20 protein-coding genes are annotated in these 16,332 nt (G+C 69.1%); 9 read left to right on the forward strand and 11 right to left on the reverse strand.

All coding sequences use genetic code 11. From position 1 onward, the window contains the following. Positions 1-91: 91 nt before the first annotated feature. A complete protein-coding gene (locus tag ACAG20_RS05960) occupies positions 92-529 on the forward strand; it encodes an ATP-binding protein (RefSeq protein WP_112687390.1) in 438 nt (145 codons plus the stop codon). Continuing rightward, on the forward strand, positions 526-1,314 hold the full coding sequence (locus tag ACAG20_RS05965; protein ID WP_112687392.1) for an RNA polymerase sigma factor SigF: 789 nt from the start codon (positions 526-528) through the stop codon (positions 1,312-1,314). The genes ACAG20_RS05960 and ACAG20_RS05965 overlap by 4 nt, the downstream gene beginning before the upstream one ends. A gap of 16 nt (positions 1,315-1,330) precedes the next feature. On the opposite strand, the gene ACAG20_RS05970 is transcribed toward ACAG20_RS05965, so the two are convergent. The 3 genes from ACAG20_RS05970 to ACAG20_RS05980 all read right to left on the reverse strand — a co-directional run bounded on the left by ACAG20_RS05970 (position 1,331) and on the right by ACAG20_RS05980 (position 3,612). Then, a complete protein-coding gene (locus tag ACAG20_RS05970; protein ID WP_370491911.1) occupies positions 1,331-1,573 on the reverse strand; it encodes a DUF2795 domain-containing protein in 243 nt (80 codons plus the stop codon). Position 1,574: 1 nt separating this feature from the next. Then, the gene (locus tag ACAG20_RS05975; RefSeq protein ID WP_370491912.1) at positions 1,575-2,030 is read right to left on the reverse strand and encodes a pyridoxamine 5'-phosphate oxidase family protein; all 456 of its coding nucleotides are present in this window, start codon (positions 2,028-2,030) and stop codon (positions 1,575-1,577) included. A gap of 73 nt (positions 2,031-2,103) precedes the next feature. After that, positions 2,104-3,612: an FAD-dependent oxidoreductase gene (locus tag ACAG20_RS05980; protein ID WP_112687396.1), complete on the reverse strand. Its 1,509-nt coding sequence runs from the start codon at positions 3,610-3,612 to the stop codon at positions 2,104-2,106. Between the two features lie 120 nt (positions 3,613-3,732). Between ACAG20_RS05980 and ACAG20_RS05985 the strand changes: the two genes are divergently transcribed. Continuing rightward, positions 3,733-4,317 carry a hemerythrin domain-containing protein gene (locus ACAG20_RS05985; protein WP_370491913.1) on the forward strand — a complete coding sequence of 195 codons (585 nt, stop codon included), beginning with the start codon at positions 3,733-3,735 and terminating at the stop codon, positions 4,315-4,317. Between the two features lie 21 nt (positions 4,318-4,338). On the opposite strand, the gene ACAG20_RS05990 is transcribed toward ACAG20_RS05985, so the two are convergent. Beyond that, positions 4,339-4,485, reverse strand: a complete 147-nt coding sequence (locus tag ACAG20_RS05990; RefSeq protein ID WP_370491914.1) for a hypothetical protein — start codon at positions 4,483-4,485, stop codon at positions 4,339-4,341. A gap of 125 nt (positions 4,486-4,610) precedes the next feature. Further along, positions 4,611-5,501 (reverse strand): manganese catalase family protein, encoded by an 891-nt coding sequence (locus ACAG20_RS05995; RefSeq protein WP_370491915.1) that lies wholly within the window; start codon positions 5,499-5,501, stop codon positions 4,611-4,613. A 155-nt stretch (positions 5,502-5,656) separates the two neighbouring features. Here ACAG20_RS05995 and ACAG20_RS06000 point away from each other — a divergent pair, with 155 nt between their 5' ends. Continuing rightward, positions 5,657-6,835 (forward strand): alcohol dehydrogenase catalytic domain-containing protein, encoded by a 1,179-nt coding sequence (locus ACAG20_RS06000; protein WP_370491916.1) that lies wholly within the window; start codon positions 5,657-5,659, stop codon positions 6,833-6,835. Positions 6,836-6,860: 25 nt separating this feature from the next. Here the strand turns inward: ACAG20_RS06000 and ACAG20_RS06005 are convergent, their stop codons facing one another. Genes ACAG20_RS06005 through ACAG20_RS06020 form a run of 4 tightly spaced genes read right to left on the reverse strand, consistent with a single transcriptional unit; the run spans position 6,861 to position 11,695 of the window. Continuing rightward, a complete protein-coding gene (locus ACAG20_RS06005; RefSeq protein WP_112687404.1) occupies positions 6,861-8,621 on the reverse strand; it encodes a glycoside hydrolase family 15 protein in 1,761 nt (586 codons plus the stop codon). Positions 8,622-8,657: 36 nt separating this feature from the next. After that, positions 8,658-9,812 carry an alpha-hydroxy-acid oxidizing protein gene (locus tag ACAG20_RS06010; protein ID WP_370491917.1) on the reverse strand — a complete coding sequence of 385 codons (1,155 nt, stop codon included), beginning with the start codon at positions 9,810-9,812 and terminating at the stop codon, positions 8,658-8,660. 34 nt (positions 9,813-9,846) lie between these two features. Next, positions 9,847-10,959, reverse strand: a complete 1,113-nt coding sequence (locus tag ACAG20_RS06015; protein WP_370491918.1) for an enolase C-terminal domain-like protein — start codon at positions 10,957-10,959, stop codon at positions 9,847-9,849. Positions 10,960-11,017: 58 nt separating this feature from the next. Next, positions 11,018-11,695, reverse strand: coding sequence for a cutinase family protein (locus ACAG20_RS06020; RefSeq protein ID WP_370491919.1), 678 nt, complete (start codon positions 11,693-11,695; stop codon positions 11,018-11,020). Positions 11,696-11,814: 119 nt separating this feature from the next. On the opposite strand from ACAG20_RS06020, the gene ACAG20_RS06025 reads away from it, so the two are divergent. Genes ACAG20_RS06025 through ACAG20_RS06045 form a run of 5 tightly spaced genes read left to right on the forward strand, consistent with a single transcriptional unit; the run spans position 11,815 to position 14,878 of the window. After that, positions 11,815-12,150, forward strand: coding sequence for a hemophore-related protein (locus ACAG20_RS06025; protein ID WP_370491920.1), 336 nt, complete (start codon positions 11,815-11,817; stop codon positions 12,148-12,150). A 5-nt stretch (positions 12,151-12,155) separates the two neighbouring features. After that, entirely contained in the window at positions 12,156-12,692 is a 537-nt protein-coding gene (locus ACAG20_RS06030) for a DUF1360 domain-containing protein (RefSeq protein WP_370491921.1), read from the forward strand. Between the two features lie 4 nt (positions 12,693-12,696). Then, entirely contained in the window at positions 12,697-13,125 is a 429-nt protein-coding gene (locus ACAG20_RS06035; RefSeq protein ID WP_370491922.1) for an oxidoreductase, read from the forward strand. Further along, positions 13,125-14,609 carry a molybdopterin-dependent oxidoreductase gene (locus ACAG20_RS06040; RefSeq protein ID WP_370491923.1) on the forward strand — a complete coding sequence of 495 codons (1,485 nt, stop codon included), beginning with the start codon at positions 13,125-13,127 and terminating at the stop codon, positions 14,607-14,609. The genes ACAG20_RS06035 and ACAG20_RS06040 overlap by 1 nt, the downstream gene beginning before the upstream one ends. A gap of 41 nt (positions 14,610-14,650) precedes the next feature. Then, complete coding sequence (locus tag ACAG20_RS06045; RefSeq protein ID WP_370492066.1) at positions 14,651-14,878, forward strand: hypothetical protein; 228 nt, start codon at positions 14,651-14,653, stop codon at positions 14,876-14,878. A gap of 95 nt (positions 14,879-14,973) precedes the next feature. Here ACAG20_RS06045 and ACAG20_RS06050 read toward each other — a convergent pair whose 3' ends face one another. Beyond that, a complete protein-coding gene (locus tag ACAG20_RS06050; protein WP_013830020.1) occupies positions 14,974-15,270 on the reverse strand; it encodes a hypothetical protein in 297 nt (98 codons plus the stop codon). A 15-nt stretch (positions 15,271-15,285) separates the two neighbouring features. Then, positions 15,286-16,323, reverse strand: coding sequence for a hypothetical protein (locus tag ACAG20_RS06055; protein ID WP_370491924.1), 1,038 nt, complete (start codon positions 16,321-16,323; stop codon positions 15,286-15,288). Positions 16,324-16,332 lie beyond the last annotated feature (9 nt).

Consider the following 16,332-nt stretch of genomic DNA (forward strand, 5'->3'; position numbering starts at 1 on the left):
ACCTCCGGGCGGCCGACCATGCGGATTTGACGACGTGAACAGTCCGTCGGCGGGTAGCGGTAGTCTCGGTCCGACATCGCCGGGAGGCTCAATGACCGACATCCACAGCGACCCGACCTTGCGGTCGTGCAGCGAGCGAGCCGTCGAGTTGCGGGTGGCGCCCAGGCTGGAGAGCCTCGCCGTGGTGCGCATGGTGGTCGGCGCCATCGCGACGTTCGAGGATCTCGACGTCGATACGGTGGCCGATCTGCGGCTCGCGATCGACGAGCTGTGTACCCAGCTGATCCGCTGCGCCGCCCCGGACGCCACGCTGCGGGTGGTCATCGACCCGAAAGACGACGACGTGACGATCGTGGCGTCGGCCGCCGGCACCGGCGGCGAGGTGCTGACGCCGGGCAGCTTCAGCTGGCACGTGCTCACCTCGCTCGTCGACGACGTGCAGACCTTCCATGACGGCCAGGAACCCGGTAGCGCCGGTGATGTGTTCGGCGTTGCCTTGACGACCCGGCGGGCGGAATCCCGGCAGTGACCCGGGGCGCCGCCAAGAGCGGCTCGCAGTCAGGATCGGAGTATGCCGACGTCGGCGACATGTTCCGCGAGCTCGCCCAATACGAATCCGGTTCCCCTGATTTCCGGAACCGCAAAGACAAGATCGTGGAGCGGTGCCTGCCGCTGGCCGACCACATCGCCCGCCGGTTCGAGGGGCGCGGCGAACTGCGGGACGACTTGGTCCAGGTCGCGCGGGTGGGCCTCGTCAACGCCGTGACGCGCTTCGACGTCGAAACCGGTTCGGATTTCGTTTCTTTCGCGGTCCCGACCATCATGGGCGAAGTCCGCCGGCATTTCCGGGACAACAGCTGGTCGGTCAAGGTGCCTCGCCGGCTCAAAGAGCTGCACCTGCGCCTCGGATCGGCCACCGCCGACCTCTCGCAACGCCTGGGCCGGGCACCGACCGCCTCCGAACTGGCCCGCGAGTTGGAGATGAGCCGCGAGGAGGTCGTCGAAGGACTGGTGGCGGGCAGTTCCTACAACACGTTGTCCATCGACAGCGGCGGCAGCTCCGACGAGGACGACGTCCGCTCGATCGCCGACACCCTCGGCGATATCGACGCCGGGATGGACCGGATCGAGGACCGCGAGGCGTTGCGGCCCCTGCTCGAGGCGCTTCCCGAACGGGAACGCACCGTGCTGGTGCTTCGGTTCTTCGAATCGATGACCCAGACGCAGATCGCCGAACGGGTCGGCATCTCGCAGATGCACGTGTCGCGGCTGCTGGCCAAGTCCTTGAGCAAACTGCGCGACCAGCTGGAGTAGCCGGCCGGTTCCCTCCTCAGCCGCCCAGCGCGTTCTGGGCGGTCAGCGATGACATCACCGCGTCCGGGCCGTCGAAGCTGTCCTTCTTCAACGCCCGCAGCGTGTCGACCAGCTGCGGCTCGGCGCCGTTGTCCTGGGCGTGGTCGGCGAGCTGCTCCGCGGTGCCCGGATAGTCGAAACCGGCAAGGCAGCTCTGCACTTGAGCGACGTCGAAGCCCATCACTGCGCAGTACCCGGTGGCATCGCGCCGGAAACGCATGTCATCGCAGCCGGTAGATCTCCGACCAGGTGTCAACCAGCTCAGATTCGTGCGCGCCGCCGAACATGTAGGCCGGTGAAGCGATCGGCAGCGCCCGTTCGACGCGGATCAGCACCGCCTCGCGGCAGGGGAACTGCGATCCCTGGGTCCGGGTCACCCACTGCCGCAGCCATTCGTAGACCTCGTCACCGGGCTGGCGCAGCTGCGCCGTGCCCTTGAAGCGGTAGCCGCGACGACGCAGAAAATCCACCACGTTGACCTCGATGCGCGGATCGCGGCGCAGGTCGGCCACCGTGGTCGGCGACGCCATGTGCATGAACGCCAGATGCTCGTCGCCGTAGACCAGCAACGACTCCTTCGGTGACAGGTTGGGCGAGCCGTCTTCGCAGACGGTGGCCACGAATGCCAGCTTGGCGCTCGCCACGATCAGGCGCATGTCGTGGTCGATGATGCACACCGCTCATCCCATCGTTGTGCCGCCGTCGTTCACCGCCCAGCGGACGGTTACCCGCCCTCGCGGGGGGCGAACCTCAGCTGCCGGCGGTCAGGCCGCGGGTGGCGGGGCCCTCCAGCAGCGTGCCGTCGGGAGCGAAGCGCGAGCCGTGCAGCGGACACTCCCACGCCCGATCGGCGTCGTTCCAGGTGACGATGCCGCCGAGGTGCGGGCAGACCGGCGAGACGCGGTGCTCGACGCCGTCCACCCGGCAGTGGGCCTGCAGGTGCCACGGCGGTCCGCTGACCACGCCGGCGGCGTCGTCGCCCAGGCCGTGCCGGCCGATGCGGGCCGTCGGGGTGATCCAGCCTTTCGCCAGATTGAAGCCGACTTCGAGATTCGCCGCCACGGCGGTGGACAGCCCGCGTAGCTCGCGGGCGCTCCAACTCGCGAACGCCCGGTCCCAGGCCGGTCGTTGCCCGAGCAGCCGGCCCGACAACACCAGCGCGGCGGCCGCCCCGTTGGTCATGCCCCATTTGTTGAAACCCGTTGCCACGTAGATGGTGTTGCTGTCGGGAAGAATCGGACCGACATAGGGCAGCTCGTCGATGGGCGCGTAGTCCTGCGCCGACCACAGGTGCGTGCGGGTTGCGCCCGGGAAATGCCGGAGCGTCCATGACTCGAGCTCGGCCAGTCCGTCGCTGGGATATCTGGCGCGGCCGACGGTGTGGCCCGCCCCGCCGACCAGCAGGCGCTCGCCGCCGGTGATCGGGGCGTAACGCAGCGAGCGTGTCGGTGAATCGGTGGAGATCATCATCGGGCGGGTGATCTCACCGGGCACCTCGAACGCCATGCAGTATGACCGGCTGGGTTTGACCCGGGCGAAGTAGCCGCCGCGGTCCAGAATCGGGATCCCGGTGGCCAGCACCAGCTGGGCGGCCCGCAGTTCGGCCTGGCCCTGCGGGCCGTCGACATCGAGTCGCAGGCCGTCGCTTCCGCTGGAAACCCGTTGCACCCGAGTGTGTTCCACCAGCTGGCCGCCGGCGGCCAGCAGTTCGGCGCGCAGCGCGTCCAAGAACTGCATCGGATCGAACTGCGCCTGCCCTGCCAGCCGTACCCCGCCGTGATACGGAAACGGCACCTCGGCCTGCGCCTCCCAGGTCACCGGTAGATCGACCGCGCGGCAGGCCTCATACTCGGCGCGCGCCGCCGCCACCCCGCGTTCGGACTGGGCGAAACTGTAGGCGTCCTCACGCTGCACCGCGACCCCCGTCGACGCGCAGAAGGACAGGATCCAGTCCTGGCCGGCGCGGTTGCCCTCCAGATAGGCAGCGGCCAGCTGCTTGCCCTGCTTGGCCGAGATCGCCGACAGCTGGGTGGCCTGCAGCAGGCTGATTTTGGCGGTGGTGTTGCCGGTCGCGCAGGCACCCACGGTCCGGGCTTCCAGCACCAGCACCTCACGGCCCGCCCGGGCCAGTAGAACCGCGGTCATCAGCCCGGTGATCCCGGCACCCGCCACCACCACGTCGGCGCAACCGGGGAGATCTTCGGCGCTGCCCGAAGCCGGTGATGTCGCGATCCGATCGGCGAGCCACAATGACGTCATAGCCGATCAGTTACCCGATAGGGCGTCGGCGAAACGTGCCGACGTCACCAGCATTGGTTTCGGCCGGGTCGAGGCGGGTATGCCGTCGACCGGACCAGGAATCGCCGGGAGGGAAAACCCATGGACGCATTGACCTTTCTTCGTGCCGACCACGAAAGCGTGCTGGGCATGCTGCAGGTGCTTGACGGCGCGCCACAGGGCGAAGGCGCGCACCAGAGCGGCCTGGCGACCATGGTCACCAACCTGGTGATCGCCGAGTCGCAGCACGAGGCCATCGAGGAACAACTGTTCTGGCCTGCGGTGCGAGCGGCGCTCGACGACGGCGACGAGTTGGCCGACCACGCCATCGCGCAGGAGGAGGCCGGCAAGGCGCTGCTGCAGCAGCTCGAAGACGGCGGTCCCGGTGAACCCGAATATCACCGCGCGCTGGCCGAATTCATCACGGCGGCCCGCGAACACATCGATTACGAGGAGAATCTGGTGTGGCCGCGGTTCAAAGCGGCGGTCAGCGCCGGAGACCTCGAGCAGTTGGGCGGCAAACTGCAGACCGCCAAGAAGGTCGCGCCGACGCGGCCGCACCCCAATGCCCCGTCGGGCGGGCTGGCCCAGAACACCATGGGGGTGGCCGCTGCTGCCGTCGACCATGTGCGCGACCGGCTGAGCGGCCGGGCTGCCGACAACCCGCCGGACGCGCCGACGAGCTGACCGGCGGTCGGCATCGAGCGCCTAATCCGGTGGCTCGTCCGGCGATCCGCGTTTGGGGGTTTCCCTGGCGTCGGATTCGAATTCCTCGGCGGCTTTCGCGTCGAGTCGGTCGACGGTGTCCTCCAACGAGGTCTTGTGATCGGACGGTTCGTTACCGCGTTCTTTCATCGGTGGGGCTTACCCGAAATGCGCCCAGGGCAACCCGCAATCACATTGATTAAGGTCGAAACCACCATCGACCGAGCGCTGGAACGCCCACGCGGGTGGGCGATTCCAGCAGCAAGGTGCCCCGGTTATGTTGTGGCACGGTGTTGTTCGTGGGTGAACGGTTTCTCACCGGCTACCGCGGGGCTGCCGTCGGGGTTGTCCCGCGGTCCGCGGTTCTCCCGGGTGGAGCCGCCCAGCCAGTCCTTGGCCGGGTTCTTCACGTACTCCCACTCCATGCCGTTCGGCCACGGCCCCTGGCCCTGGTTCCAGGGCCCGCGGCTGGTCTCGCCCTCGGACATGTTGAACGCCACGTTCTGGAAACGGTCGTCGCCGGGGAGTTGCCCGGGCGGGAAGTTGACCGGCAGCTCGTTGAGCGCTGCGGTGAACATCTGGAAATGCGCGACCTCGCGGGTCATCAGGAACGTCAGGGTGTCCTGCACGCCCGGGTCGTCGGTGAACTGCTTGAGGTATTCATAAACGATCTTGGCCCGAGACTCGGCCCCGAGATTGCTCCGCAGGTCCACCGAGGGGTCGCCGTTGGCGTTGATGTAGGCGCCGGTGAAGGGTGTGCCGGCGGCATTGCTGGGATGCGGGCCGCCACCGCTCTCTACAAAGTGCAGCGGGTTGAGCGCAACCTGGTGAATGATCTGGTCACGGCCGTCGCGGCTCGCGACGGCGGGCATCCAGTCGCAGCGCTCGTTGGCGTTCTTCAGGTTGTCGTTGAGCCCGTCGAGCAGCATGGTGATCAGGTTGCCCACCATCTCCAAATGGGTGAACTCCTCGGTTGCGATGTCCATGAACATGTCGTACATCTTGGGGTTTTTGCGGCGCAGGACGAACGCTTGGGTGAAGTACTGCATCGCGGCCTTCAGTTCGCCGTTCTCTCCGCCGAACTGTTCCTGCAGCAGCATCGCGAACCGCGGATCGGGCCGCTCGACCCGGAGGTCGAACTGCAGCTCTTTGTTGTGAACGAACATGGGGACTCCCTCGCGCAGTGGTCGATCTGTGTTTCCGCGGCGTACCCGGATGAAGCGCCCCGCAACCCTGCTCGCCCGACGACAACTACGCGTTTGTGCCAAGGCGCGGGCGGGTAGCCGGGCGGTGTTCTCACGACATGACGGAGGCGATCCGAATGCGGGCAGTGACATGGCAGGGCAGACGCAAGGTCCAGGTCGACACCGTGCCCGACCCGGTGATCGAGAAATCGACCGACGCCGTCATCGAGGTGACGACCACCAACATCTGCGGCTCCGACCTGCACCTCTACGAGGTGCTCGGCGCGTTCATGGACCCGGGCGACATCCTGGGTCACGAACCGATGGGCATCGTGGCCGAGGTCGGCAGCGCGGTCACCAACCTCAAGGCCGGCGATCGCGTGGTCATCCCGTTCCAGATTGCCTGCGGGCATTGCAGTATGTGTCGTCGCGACCTGCCGACCCAATGCGACACCACCCGGGTGCGCGAGCAGGACACCGGTGCCGCCCTGTTCGGCTACTCCAAGCTCTACGGCCAGGTTCCCGGCGGGCAGGCGCAGTACCTGCGGGTGCCGCAGGCGTCCTACACCCACATCAAAGTGCCGGAGGGGCCCCCGGATTCGCGGTTTGTATACCTGTCCGATGTGCTGCCCACCGCGATGCAGGCGGTCGACTACGCCGAGATTCCCGAGGGCGGCTCGGTGACGGTGCTGGGGCTTGGGCCGATCGGCGACATGGCGGCCCGCATCGCCGCGCACCAGGGGCACAGGGTGATCGGTGTGGATCTGGTGCCAGAACGGCTGGGCCGGCTGGCGCGCCGCGGCATCGAAACCATCGACCTGCGTGAGGCATCCGATCTGGGCGAGGTGATCCGCGACCGCACCGACGGACGGGGGACCGACGCGGTGATCGACGCCGTCGGGATGGAGGCGCACGGCTCCGGCGGCGCCAAGGCGGTGCAGCAACTCAGCTCGCTGCTGCCCGATGCGGTCGCCGGGCCGCTGATCAGCAAGGCCGGCATCGACCGGCTCGCCGCGCTGTACTCGGCGATCGACATCGTGCGCCGCGGCGGCACCATCTCGATCGTCGGCGTCTACGGCGGCAAGCTGGATCCGCTGCCGATGTTCACCCTGTTCGACAAGCAGATCACGCTGCGGATGGGGCAGGCCAACGTCAAACCGCGGGTAGACCGGTTGATGCCGCTGCTCACCGACGCCGACCCGCTGGGCGTCGACACCTTCGCCACCCACGAGCTGCCGATGGAGGAGGCGCCGCGCGGCTACCAGATCTTCCAGGAGAAGCGCGAGGGCGCGGTGAAGATCCTGCTCAAGCCATAACGCAGGCAGTCACTGAAGTAGGCACTCAAGCCATCACGTCGCCGGCCAGCAGGTGCGCGGCCTCGAACAGCAGCGCGTGGGTGAACGCCTGCGGCAGGTTGCCGCGCAACTGGCGCTGGCCGACGTCGTACTCTTCGGTGAGCAGGCCGGGCGGGCCGCAGGCGGTGCGACCGCGCTCGAACCACTGCAGCGCCGCAAGATCATTTCCCTGCTGGTGATCTGCCAGTGCCATCGCGAAGTTGCACAGCAGGAACGCTCCCTCGGCCTGGCCGAGCTCGCGCTGGTCGGGCCGGTAGCGGTAGACGAAGCCGTCCTGGGTCAGGTCATGGCGCACCGCGGCCAGGGTCGCTACCGTGCGGGGATCATCGACGGGTACGGCTCCTCGCAGGCCAGGCAGCAGCAGTGCCGCATCGATCCCCGCGTCATCGGGTGCGCGCTGCCATCTGCCGTCGCGGTGCAGGCAGTCGGTGCTGGTATCGGCGACCAGCTTGTCGGCCAGTTGCTGCCATCGTGCGCCCTCGGCCAGCGATGCCACGCCGGCGATGCGGCGCAGCCCCGCCGCGCACATCAGCCGGGAATGCGCCCAGCGCCGGTCATCGAGCTCCCAGACGCCCGCATCGGCGTCGCCGCAACGTTTTTCGATCGCATCTACCAGGACATGCACCGCGCCCCAATGGGTGCTGTCCACCCGGTCCAGCCCGGCCGCGGCGGCCAGCAGCAGCAGCGCCTCCCCGAAGTTGTCGAGCTGAAGCTGCCCGCGCACCCAATTGCCGGTTTTGACTGCGGCGCCCGGGTAGCCCGGCAGCGGCAGATCTTTTTCGGGCGGTGGTGCGCCGGCGTCGACGCAGTAAGCCGGTCGCAGGTCGGGTCCATCGGCCAGCACCCGCTCGGTGACGAACCGGACGGCGTCATCCAGCAGAGGGAGCGGGCCGGCGGCGGCGATCGCTTGCCCGGTGTAGCACTGGTCGCGGATCCAGCAGTAGCGATAGTCGTAGTTGCGGCCGGCCTTGGCCCGCTCCGGCAACGACATCGTCGCCGCGGCCACCATCCCGCCGCCGGTGCTGGTCAGGCCGCGCAGCACCGCGTAGGCCCGCTCAGCGTCGGCGTCGGCCAGCGTGCCGGTGAACTCCGGAACCGCTTCGCGCCAAGCAGTTTCGGTGGCGAGCCAGGCCTGCGCGGCGTCGGCCGGCCGGTCCGGCAGTTCGCGGTCGGACAGCTCGAGCACCAGGTCGTGGTCGCGGCCCGGCTCGACGTCGAGCACCATCTGCAGCGATCCGTCGCCGGGCCGGCGGGCCTGCTCGGCACCCGACCAGCGGAATCGCAGCGGGCCCGACCGGCCGGTCCACACGGCGTCGCGGCAGGACAGTCCCGACATGGCGGTGGCGCCGAAGTCGGTCCGAACCTGCAGCGCCACCTGCATCCGGACCGGGCGGTCCAGTGCCCGGATGCGGCGCAGCACCACCGCGGTGTGCGGGTCGCCGGGGAAGGCCAGCGCCTCGCGGCATTCGACGATACCGTCGGTGGTGACCCAGCGGGACCGCCAGATCAGCGACCGCTCCTCGTACTGGCCGCCCCACACGTAGCGCAACTCCGGGGTGACGGCGTAGACACCGGCGCCGCCGAGAAGTGAGCTGAACACCGCGGGGCTGTCCCAGCGCGGCAGGCACATCCAGCAGAAGTCGCCGCGCGGGCCCACCACGATCCCGCGCTCCCCGTCGGCGATCAGCGCGTACTGGCGCAGCACCTGCGGCGGGAACCGCTCCAGCAGCGCTTGCCCGTCAGCCATCAGCGGTGCATACCCACCGCCGGGGGCAGGTAGTCATTATCCGACCTGGCGCAGCGCATCGGGGGTCAGGTCCGCCCGCGCCGGGTAACCGTCGACCGCCATGATCAGGTCCACCTCGGCCAGCAGCGAGCGCAGCACATGCACGACACCGTCGGTGCCGCCCAGCGCCAGCCCGTAGGCGTAAGGGCGGCCGATGCCGACCGCGGCGGCGCCCATCGCCAGCGCCTTGATGATGTCGGCGCCGCTGCGCACGCCGGAGTCGAACAGCACCGGCAGTCCGTCTGCCGCCGCCAACACCCCGGGCAGGCAGTCGAGCGCCGGAACGCCGCTATTGGCCTGCCGACCACCGTGATTGGAGCAATAGATGGCGTCGACGCCGGCGTCTTTGGCCCGCCGCGCGTCATCGGGATGGCAGATCCCTTTCGGGATCACCGGCAGATCGGTCTCGGCGCGCAGCCACTCGAGATCGTCCCAGCGGAACGGGCCGCCGAAGATCGGCAGGGTGCGCACGGCGGCTTCGGTGGGGTCTTCGCCGGGCCGCAGGCCCGCCAGGAAGACCGGGTCGCTGGTGTAGTTGGCCAGGCATCTGCTGGGCACCTGCGGATAGTTGCCGGCGCTCAGATCGCGGGGCCGCCAGCCGGTCACCCAGGTGTCGAGCGTGACCACGATGCCCCGATAGCCGGCTGCTTCGGCGCGATGCACCAAGCTGGCGGCCATCTCCCGGTCCGGCGGGGTGTACAGCTGGAAGTAGGCGGGAGTGTCGCCCATTTCGGCCGCGACGTCCTCCATCGGATCAGCCGACAGGGTGCCGACCATGAACGGGATGCCGGTGCGCGCCGCGGCGCGGGCGCAGGCCAGATCGCCGTGGCCGTCCTGGGCGCACGCCCCGATCACCCCGTTAGGCGCCAGGAACGCCGGCGCCGGCCACGTCACGCCGAACAGTTCGACGCGCAGATCGCGGTCGGCGGGCGCTACCAGCATTCGCGGTATCACTCCCCAGCGTCCGAAGGCCCGGACGTTCTCCCGCTGGGTGTGTTCATCACCGGCGCCGCCGGCGACATATCCCCACACCGACGCCGGCAGCGACGCGCACGCCGCCGCCTCGAGATCGGCGAACGTTATCGGCAGCCGCGGATTCTCGCCGTGGCGCCCGGCCGTGTAGATCTCGTTCTGGTATTCCGAGAAGGCCATAGGCCAGGAGGTACCCGGCCGATGACCCGCCGAATCAGGCGATGCGGAACTGTTCGAGGTCGGCGTCTTTGACGGTCAGCCCGTGCCCGGGAGCACTGCGGTCCGGACGCAGCACGCCATCGGGTCCCGGGTCGATGGTCCCGTCGAATGCCAACCTCTCGATGCGGACGTGATCGTGGAAGTACTCCAGGTGCCGCAGCTGCCAGACGGCGGTGCCGACCTGGCCGCTGATCTGCGGGGCGCAGTGCAACGACAGCTCCATGCCGCGGGCGTCGCACAGCGCGGCGACTTTGAGCACCCCGGTGATGCCCAACGCCCGGGTGACGTCGGCCTGCAGGCAATCCACCGCCTGCGCGTCGAGCATGTGCTGAAAATACGGCAGGTGGTAGCCGTACTCGCCGGCGGCGATATCCATCCCGGCCGGGCCCTGGACACACAACTGGTGCAGGCCCGCCAGGTCGTCGGAGGACACCGGTTCTTCCAGCCAGCGTACGTCGTACTCGGTGAAGCGTTGCGCCCACAGCAACGCCTGTTTGCGGGCGTAGGCCCCGTTCGCGTCGACGAACAACAAGGTGTCGTCGCCGATCGCGGCGCGAGCGGCCCGCACCCGGTCGCGGTCGGCCTCCGGGTCGCGGCCCACCTTCATCTTGACCCGCGGGATCCCGGCTTCCACCCAGCCGCACAACTGAGCGCACAACGCGTCGTTGTCGTACGAGGTGAACCCACCGCTGCCGTAGACCGGGGTGCCGTCGTGTACCGCGCCCAGTGCGATGGTCAGCGGTTCGTCGAGCAGCCGCGACCGCAGATCCCACAGCGCGATGTCGACCGCCGAGATCGCCTCGGCGACCACACCCGGCTTGCCCAGGTTGCGCACCGCGTGCTGCATCTCGGCCCAGCGGGCCGGCGGTTGCAGCGCGTCGCGCTGCGTGATGACGCCGGCCAGTTCGGACTCGACAACCGTGACCACCGCCGTGCCGCCGTAGGTGTAGCCGGTGCCGACCTGCCCGCCGGCGGTCGCCGTGACCAGAACCAAGGTGGTCGAATCCCAGGCGAAGGTGCCGTCGGATTCGGGGGCGTCGGTGGGAATCGAGTAGGCCGTGGCTTCGACGGACTCGACCGGGATGGCCGCACTGGCACGCTGGGTCATGCCCGGCTGACTACCCGCAACATGCAGTCGGTATGCGCGGGGTCCGGCAGCGCTGATCTCACAGCGGCCGATCCGGAACGGGTTCGGGTGCCACGACGCGTTCGGCGGCGAAGTCCGCCGCGAGCGCTGTCATGCCGTTCGTCGCGTAGGCGGCGTGCGCGGCGCCGTCGGCGCCCGCCGAGCAGATCGGGTCGCCGGGCGCGCACAACTCGATCGTCTTGGCGGCATAACCGGGCCCGATCGTCGGCGGCGGCGCGCCCAGCGAGTGCAGGAACTCCGGCGACGGTCTGCCCAGCAGCGCGACGGCGGCGACCCGCTCGGCCGCCTCGGGTGCCGGCGGCGGCGGGAAGCCCGCGGCGGCCGGCGCCGGCTCGGTGAGGTAGCCGATGAGCGCCGCGCCCCGCGAATACCCCCCGAGCACCAGCGCGGTGTCCGGGCAGCCCGCCGCCATGTCGGTGATGTGGCCGGCGGCGTCGGCCACCCCGGCGATGGTCGGGCCGAATTCGGGCACGGCGGGAAAGTCGACCGGATGGACACCCACCGAACGGCCGCCGAGCCGCCACCGCAGCGCATCGATGAACTGTTGTCCCATCCATCCGACGCCGGGCGGTTCGGCGGTGCCGCGGGCGAACACCACTTCGACTTCTGGGCAGCCGAACGCGGCCGCCTCCCCGGCGGGCCAGCACGGCAGCACGGCACCCGACAGGCAGGCCGCGGCGAGTACCCGACTAATCACAGCACTTCCAACGATACCCACAGCGCCTTGTCGGCAAACCGTGGTTTAGCTCGGCTCAAAACGGCAAGCCTAGGTCGGTACCGTCACCGACGGGGACCTTAGCCGAAGGGGATAAATCAATGATCACAACGTCTTTGACCAGGCTCGCCGCCGCCGGCGGCGGCGTGGCGCTGGCACTGTCCGCCGCGGGCGTTGCTGCCGCGGAGCCGGCGCAGGATCCGGCGGTCAGCACCACCTGCAGCTACTCCCAGGTGGTGGCGGCGATGAACGCCCAATCACCGGAGACCGCAGCACAATTCAATTCCACACCGATGGCGCAGACCTTCTTGCAGGACTTCCTCGCCTCGCCCCCGCCGAAGCGCGAGCAGATGCTGCAGCAGGCCCAGGGAGTGCCCGAGGCGGCGCAGTTCGTCAACCTGGTCGGCCCCATCGCCAAGACCTGCGACAAGTACTGAGAGTGATGGCTCGATCGACCGGAGCTGGTAACGCCATCGCCGACGCGGCTAAACGGGAAGCCGACGCCTACCGCGGCGACGACCCGCGGCCGCTGGGGGGATACGCGGTGGTGTTGCTGGTGTACGGCGGGTTGGTCGCGGCGGTAACCGTGGCCGCCGCGGCCACCGGCCGCCGGCTGCCGCAGCAGTGGGCGGCCGGCGACCTGCTGACGGTGACCCTGGGCGCTCACAAACTGTCCCGCACGCTCACCAAGGACGCGGTGACCAGCCCGCTGCGGGCGCCGTTCGTCCACTATGCGGGTACCGGGGGCCCCGCCGAGGTGATGGAGAATACCCGCCACTCCGGCCAGCTGCGCCACAGCCTCGGCGAGTTGTTGACCTGCCCGTTCTGCCTGGACATGTGGGCGGTCACCGCGTTCGTTACCGGGTTGGTGTTCGCGCCGCGGTTGACACGGCTGGTCGCCGGTACGTTCACCGCGCTGGCCGGGGCGGATTTCCTGCAATTGGCCTACGCGAAGGCGCAGCAGATTACGCAGGAGTGAGTTCATGTGCGGTATCGCGTTCAACCTGCCCCGGGTGGTGACGCTGGTCGCCGACCTCGCGCTGCTGGGACTGGCGGGCAGCCACGGCTACGTGTGGGCGACGTCGGTGAGTCCGCCCCGATATTTCGCGGTGTACTGCGTCGCGATGATCGTCGGCTGCCTCGTTGCCGCAGCCATCACCTGGATCGACGTCGATGACATCGTGCCGGCGTTGGGGTGGCTGGCCGGCAGCGTCATCTGCGGCGCATTCGTGATCGGCTACCTGGTCAGCCGATTTGTCGGCCTGCCCGATCTGCCGACGGTGACCGGGCGGTGGGATCTGGCGCCCGGCAGCCTGGCGCTGGCCTGCGCGGGCGGTTTCCTCGCGTTGCACCTGTCGGTGCTGTCCGGGGTCAACATCGCCTTCGGGCAGGGAAGGGCCTGGTACGACTGATGCTCGACTTCCCGGCGTGGCTGCGCATCGAGCACTGGCTCAACGTGCTGTTCCTGACGCTGCTGATACGCAGCGGCATCGAGATCTTGTCCACCCACCCGAAGCTGTACCGGCACGACGACAGCGCACCCGGGACAGAGTGGGCCCGGTTCACCCGCAAGGTCATGCCCACCGACAAGCTCTACGACACCTTGGACGAGGAGGAGGACTACCACCCGGTGATCGCGCTGCCCGGACACGCCCAACTGGGCATGGGGCGGCACTGGCACTTCTTCGCGGTAATCGGCTGGATTCTGGTCGGACTGTCGTACTACATCCTGCTTTTCGCGACCGGACAGTGGCACCGCTACTGGCCCTACTCCTGGTCGATCTTCGCCGACGCGTGGAACGACATCGTCACCTATCTCAGTTTCAACCTGCCGCCGCTGCTGCCCGGCGAGCCGCTGGACGCCATCCAGAAGCTCACCTACGCCGCGGTGATCTTCTTGCTGGCGCCGTTCCAGATCCTCACCGGCGCGGCGCAGTCACCGGCGATCGAGGCGCGCTTCCCCCGCTACGTCAGGCTGTTCGGCGGGCGGCAGGGCGCCCGCAGCCTGCATTTCCTGGGCCTGGCGGCGTTCGGGGTGTTCATCGTGATCCACCTGACGATGTTGTTCTGCTGGGGGTGGGGCCGGCTCAGCGCGTTGATGATATTCGGGTCGGTCCGCAACACGTACTGGGCGACCGCGCTGTCACTGCTGATCGTCGCGGCGATCGTGGCCGTGCATGTCGCGGCGACGCTGTGGAGCCTCCGCAGCCCGGCCTCGGTGCGCCGGGTGCTCGGCGCGGTGATCGCGGTGCCGCGCCGGGGCCTGTTGCGCCGGCTGGACTCTCGGCAGGACTACCCGGAGCGGATGCTCTCCGTCGAGCACCGGGTCAACGGCAAACCGCCGACCGCCGAGAACTACAAGGTGATGGCGGTGCACAACTTCGTCGATTGGCGGCTGCGGGTCGGTGGGCTGGTGGAGCACCCGGCGACGCTGGATCTGGCCGGGCTGCGCGCCCTGGCAGCACCGCAGACTCAGCGGGTGCTGCACAACTGCGTGCAGGGCTGGTCATCTATCGGCGAATGGACCGGGGTGCCGCTGGGCGCGCTGGTGGACCTGGTGCGACCGTTGCCGCAGGCTCGCTACATCTGCTTTATGACCATGCAGGACAACAGCACCGACGAGCCCAGCGCGCATGGCGGCGGGCAGTTCTACGAGGTGTTCGACCTGCAGCTGGCGCACAAGCCGCAGATGCTGCTGGCGTATGCGATGAACGGGCGGCCGCTGCCGATCAAACACGGTGCGCCGCTGCGGCTGCGCGCCGAGACGCAGGTGGGGTTCAAGATGGCCAAGTGGATCAACCAGATCGAGTTCGTCGACGACTATGCCCACATCGGGAAGGGGCGCGGCGGATGGCGTGAGGACAACGTCTACTACAGCATGGACGGGGAGATTTAGCCGTGGCCACCGACACCGCCGCTCGCCCCGAGTTGATCGACATGGAAGCCGTGGCCCGGCAACGGGTGTCGGATCTGGTGCGGGTGCGCGGCGGGCACTGCGCGGCCTGCGGTGGCACCGAGTTCGAGGTGGGTCAGGCGCTGTACCTGGGGTTTCTGTTCCTCGACGAGGACAACGACGCCTACCTGGTCGCACTGATCTGCCGCGACCCGTCCTGTCCGCAGCCGCGGACCGCGATCCGGTTGCGGCACAGGGAATTCCTCGACTAACCATCGACTACCCGTTGACGCTGAAGCGAGGGCGCGGTGCACTCGCACTTCGTCGCCCTGGACGCAGTGTCAATCAGGGGGCAGGTCCGCGTCAGTCAGGCGGGCAGGTCCGGGCGGGCGAGATCGAACCGCTCCACCAGGTCGGCTACGCTGCGCAACTCGTCGCACACCGCCGCGACACGGCGCTCGGCGTCGTCGTCGAGCAGGCCGCGGTCGTGGTAGTACGCCAGCCGGCGCAGCCGCCCGGCCAGCGCGGTGCCCCACCGAATACTCAGGTCGTAGATGTGCCAGTCGTGCACCTGTGCGCGTTGCCCCAGTTCCCGCAATGCGCGCACCTGCTCGGTGAGCACCGCGACATCGTCGTCGATGCGGATCCGCTCGATCGAGCTCAATTGGGCCTCCCGTCGTCACAGCCGGGGCTTGGCGACACTGGCCACGACCGGCTGACCCCGCAGGGTCAGATACACGCGGTCGGGCCCGATCGCCATGCCGGACAGAGGTGCGGACCGGGCCGGCCCGGACGGTAGACCGGCCCGGTAGTCGATGACACGCAGCACGGGGATGCTGCCGTGTGGATATCCGGTGAACGGCGCCGACTCGAACACCGCCACGGCGGTGTCGGTGGCGGCATACACCCGGTTGTCGTCGGAACCCAGATAGCGGATCGGCGAGGAAACCGTCGCGCGGCCGATCTCCTGTAAACCGTGTCCGCCGCGGGCGGATTCAACGGCGTAGAGCGTGTCGCCACGGCTGTCGGCGAAATAGACCCGGCTCGCCGCGGTGCCGTCCCCGGCGGCCGCCATGACGGCGGTGGGGTAGTGGCCGCGGGGCTCGGGCGGCGACGAGGTCCCCTTGTAGTGGGAGATTCCGTGCGGTCCGTAGGCGTGGAACTCGATGGCGCGCCCGCGGTTGGCGCCGTCGACGACGCCGGTGGCGCCGGCGGCCACCCGGGCGGCGGGCAGTTTGCGCAGCCCGTGCTCCTCGACCGGGGTCACCGTCGCTCCGTCGGCGGACAGCGCCAGCAGCACCCGCATGCCCGAATTCTCCGACAGGTAGGCCGGGGACGGGCCGGCGTCGATGTCGCCGGTCTGCTGCAGGCCGGCCAGCTCGACCGCCGCCACCCGGTTGTGCGCCGGCTGGGGCACGAACACGGTCCGGTCGTCGGCGCGGCTGATCTGTACGTTGCGCCCGGCGTCCAGCGGCGCCGACAACCGGGTGGTGGCCGCACCGGGCTGGTCGGGGTTGTCGACCGCGGCCAGCCGCCCGTCGTCGGTGAGCGCGATCAGCGAACCGGTCCGATACGACCACACCGGGTCGCGCAGCGGGGTCTGCACCGGTACGGCGGCGATTTCGGGCGCGCTCTGCAGCGACCGCCCCGGCAGCGAGCAGCCGGCGCAGACGAGCATTCCGACGGCCGCAGCGCCGCACCATCCCCGCCATGTCATCTCGGCGGG

It is taken from the genome of Mycobacterium sp. pW045, assembly GCF_041287085.1.
Lineage (GTDB): Bacteria > Actinomycetota > Actinomycetes > Mycobacteriales > Mycobacteriaceae > Mycobacterium > Mycobacterium algericum_A.

Coding starts and splice junctions, on each gene's coding strand:
- ACAG20_RS06055 (WP_370491924.1), bottom strand. CDS start 16,323: ATGACATGGCGGGGATGGTGCGGCGCTGCGGCCGTCGGAATGCTCGTC.
- ACAG20_RS06015 (WP_370491918.1), bottom strand. CDS start 10,959: ATGACCCAGCGTGCCAGTGCGGCCATCCCGGTCGAGTCCGTCGAAGCC.
- ACAG20_RS06000 (WP_370491916.1), top strand. CDS start 5,657: ATGCGGGCAGTGACATGGCAGGGCAGACGCAAGGTCCAGGTCGACACC.
- ACAG20_RS06010 (WP_370491917.1), bottom strand. CDS start 9,812: ATGGCCTTCTCGGAATACCAGAACGAGATCTACACGGCCGGGCGCCAC.
- ACAG20_RS05980 (WP_112687396.1), bottom strand. CDS start 3,612: ATGACGTCATTGTGGCTCGCCGATCGGATCGCGACATCACCGGCTTCG.
- ACAG20_RS06045 (WP_370492066.1), top strand. CDS start 14,651: ATGGAAGCCGTGGCCCGGCAACGGGTGTCGGATCTGGTGCGGGTGCGC.
- ACAG20_RS05985 (WP_370491913.1), top strand. CDS start 3,733: ATGGACGCATTGACCTTTCTTCGTGCCGACCACGAAAGCGTGCTGGGC.
- ACAG20_RS05960 (WP_112687390.1), top strand. CDS start 92: ATGACCGACATCCACAGCGACCCGACCTTGCGGTCGTGCAGCGAGCGA.
- ACAG20_RS06040 (WP_370491923.1), top strand. CDS start 13,125: ATGCTCGACTTCCCGGCGTGGCTGCGCATCGAGCACTGGCTCAACGTG.
- ACAG20_RS05995 (WP_370491915.1), bottom strand. CDS start 5,501: ATGTTCGTTCACAACAAAGAGCTGCAGTTCGACCTCCGGGTCGAGCGG.
- ACAG20_RS05990 (WP_370491914.1), bottom strand. CDS start 4,485: ATGAAAGAACGCGGTAACGAACCGTCCGATCACAAGACCTCGTTGGAG.
- ACAG20_RS06030 (WP_370491921.1), top strand. CDS start 12,156: ATGGCTCGATCGACCGGAGCTGGTAACGCCATCGCCGACGCGGCTAAA.
- ACAG20_RS06035 (WP_370491922.1), top strand. CDS start 12,697: ATGTGCGGTATCGCGTTCAACCTGCCCCGGGTGGTGACGCTGGTCGCC.
- ACAG20_RS06025 (WP_370491920.1), top strand. CDS start 11,815: ATGATCACAACGTCTTTGACCAGGCTCGCCGCCGCCGGCGGCGGCGTG.
- ACAG20_RS05970 (WP_370491911.1), bottom strand. CDS start 1,573: ATGCGTTTCCGGCGCGATGCCACCGGGTACTGCGCAGTGATGGGCTTC.
- ACAG20_RS06005 (WP_112687404.1), bottom strand. CDS start 8,621: ATGGCTGACGGGCAAGCGCTGCTGGAGCGGTTCCCGCCGCAGGTGCTG.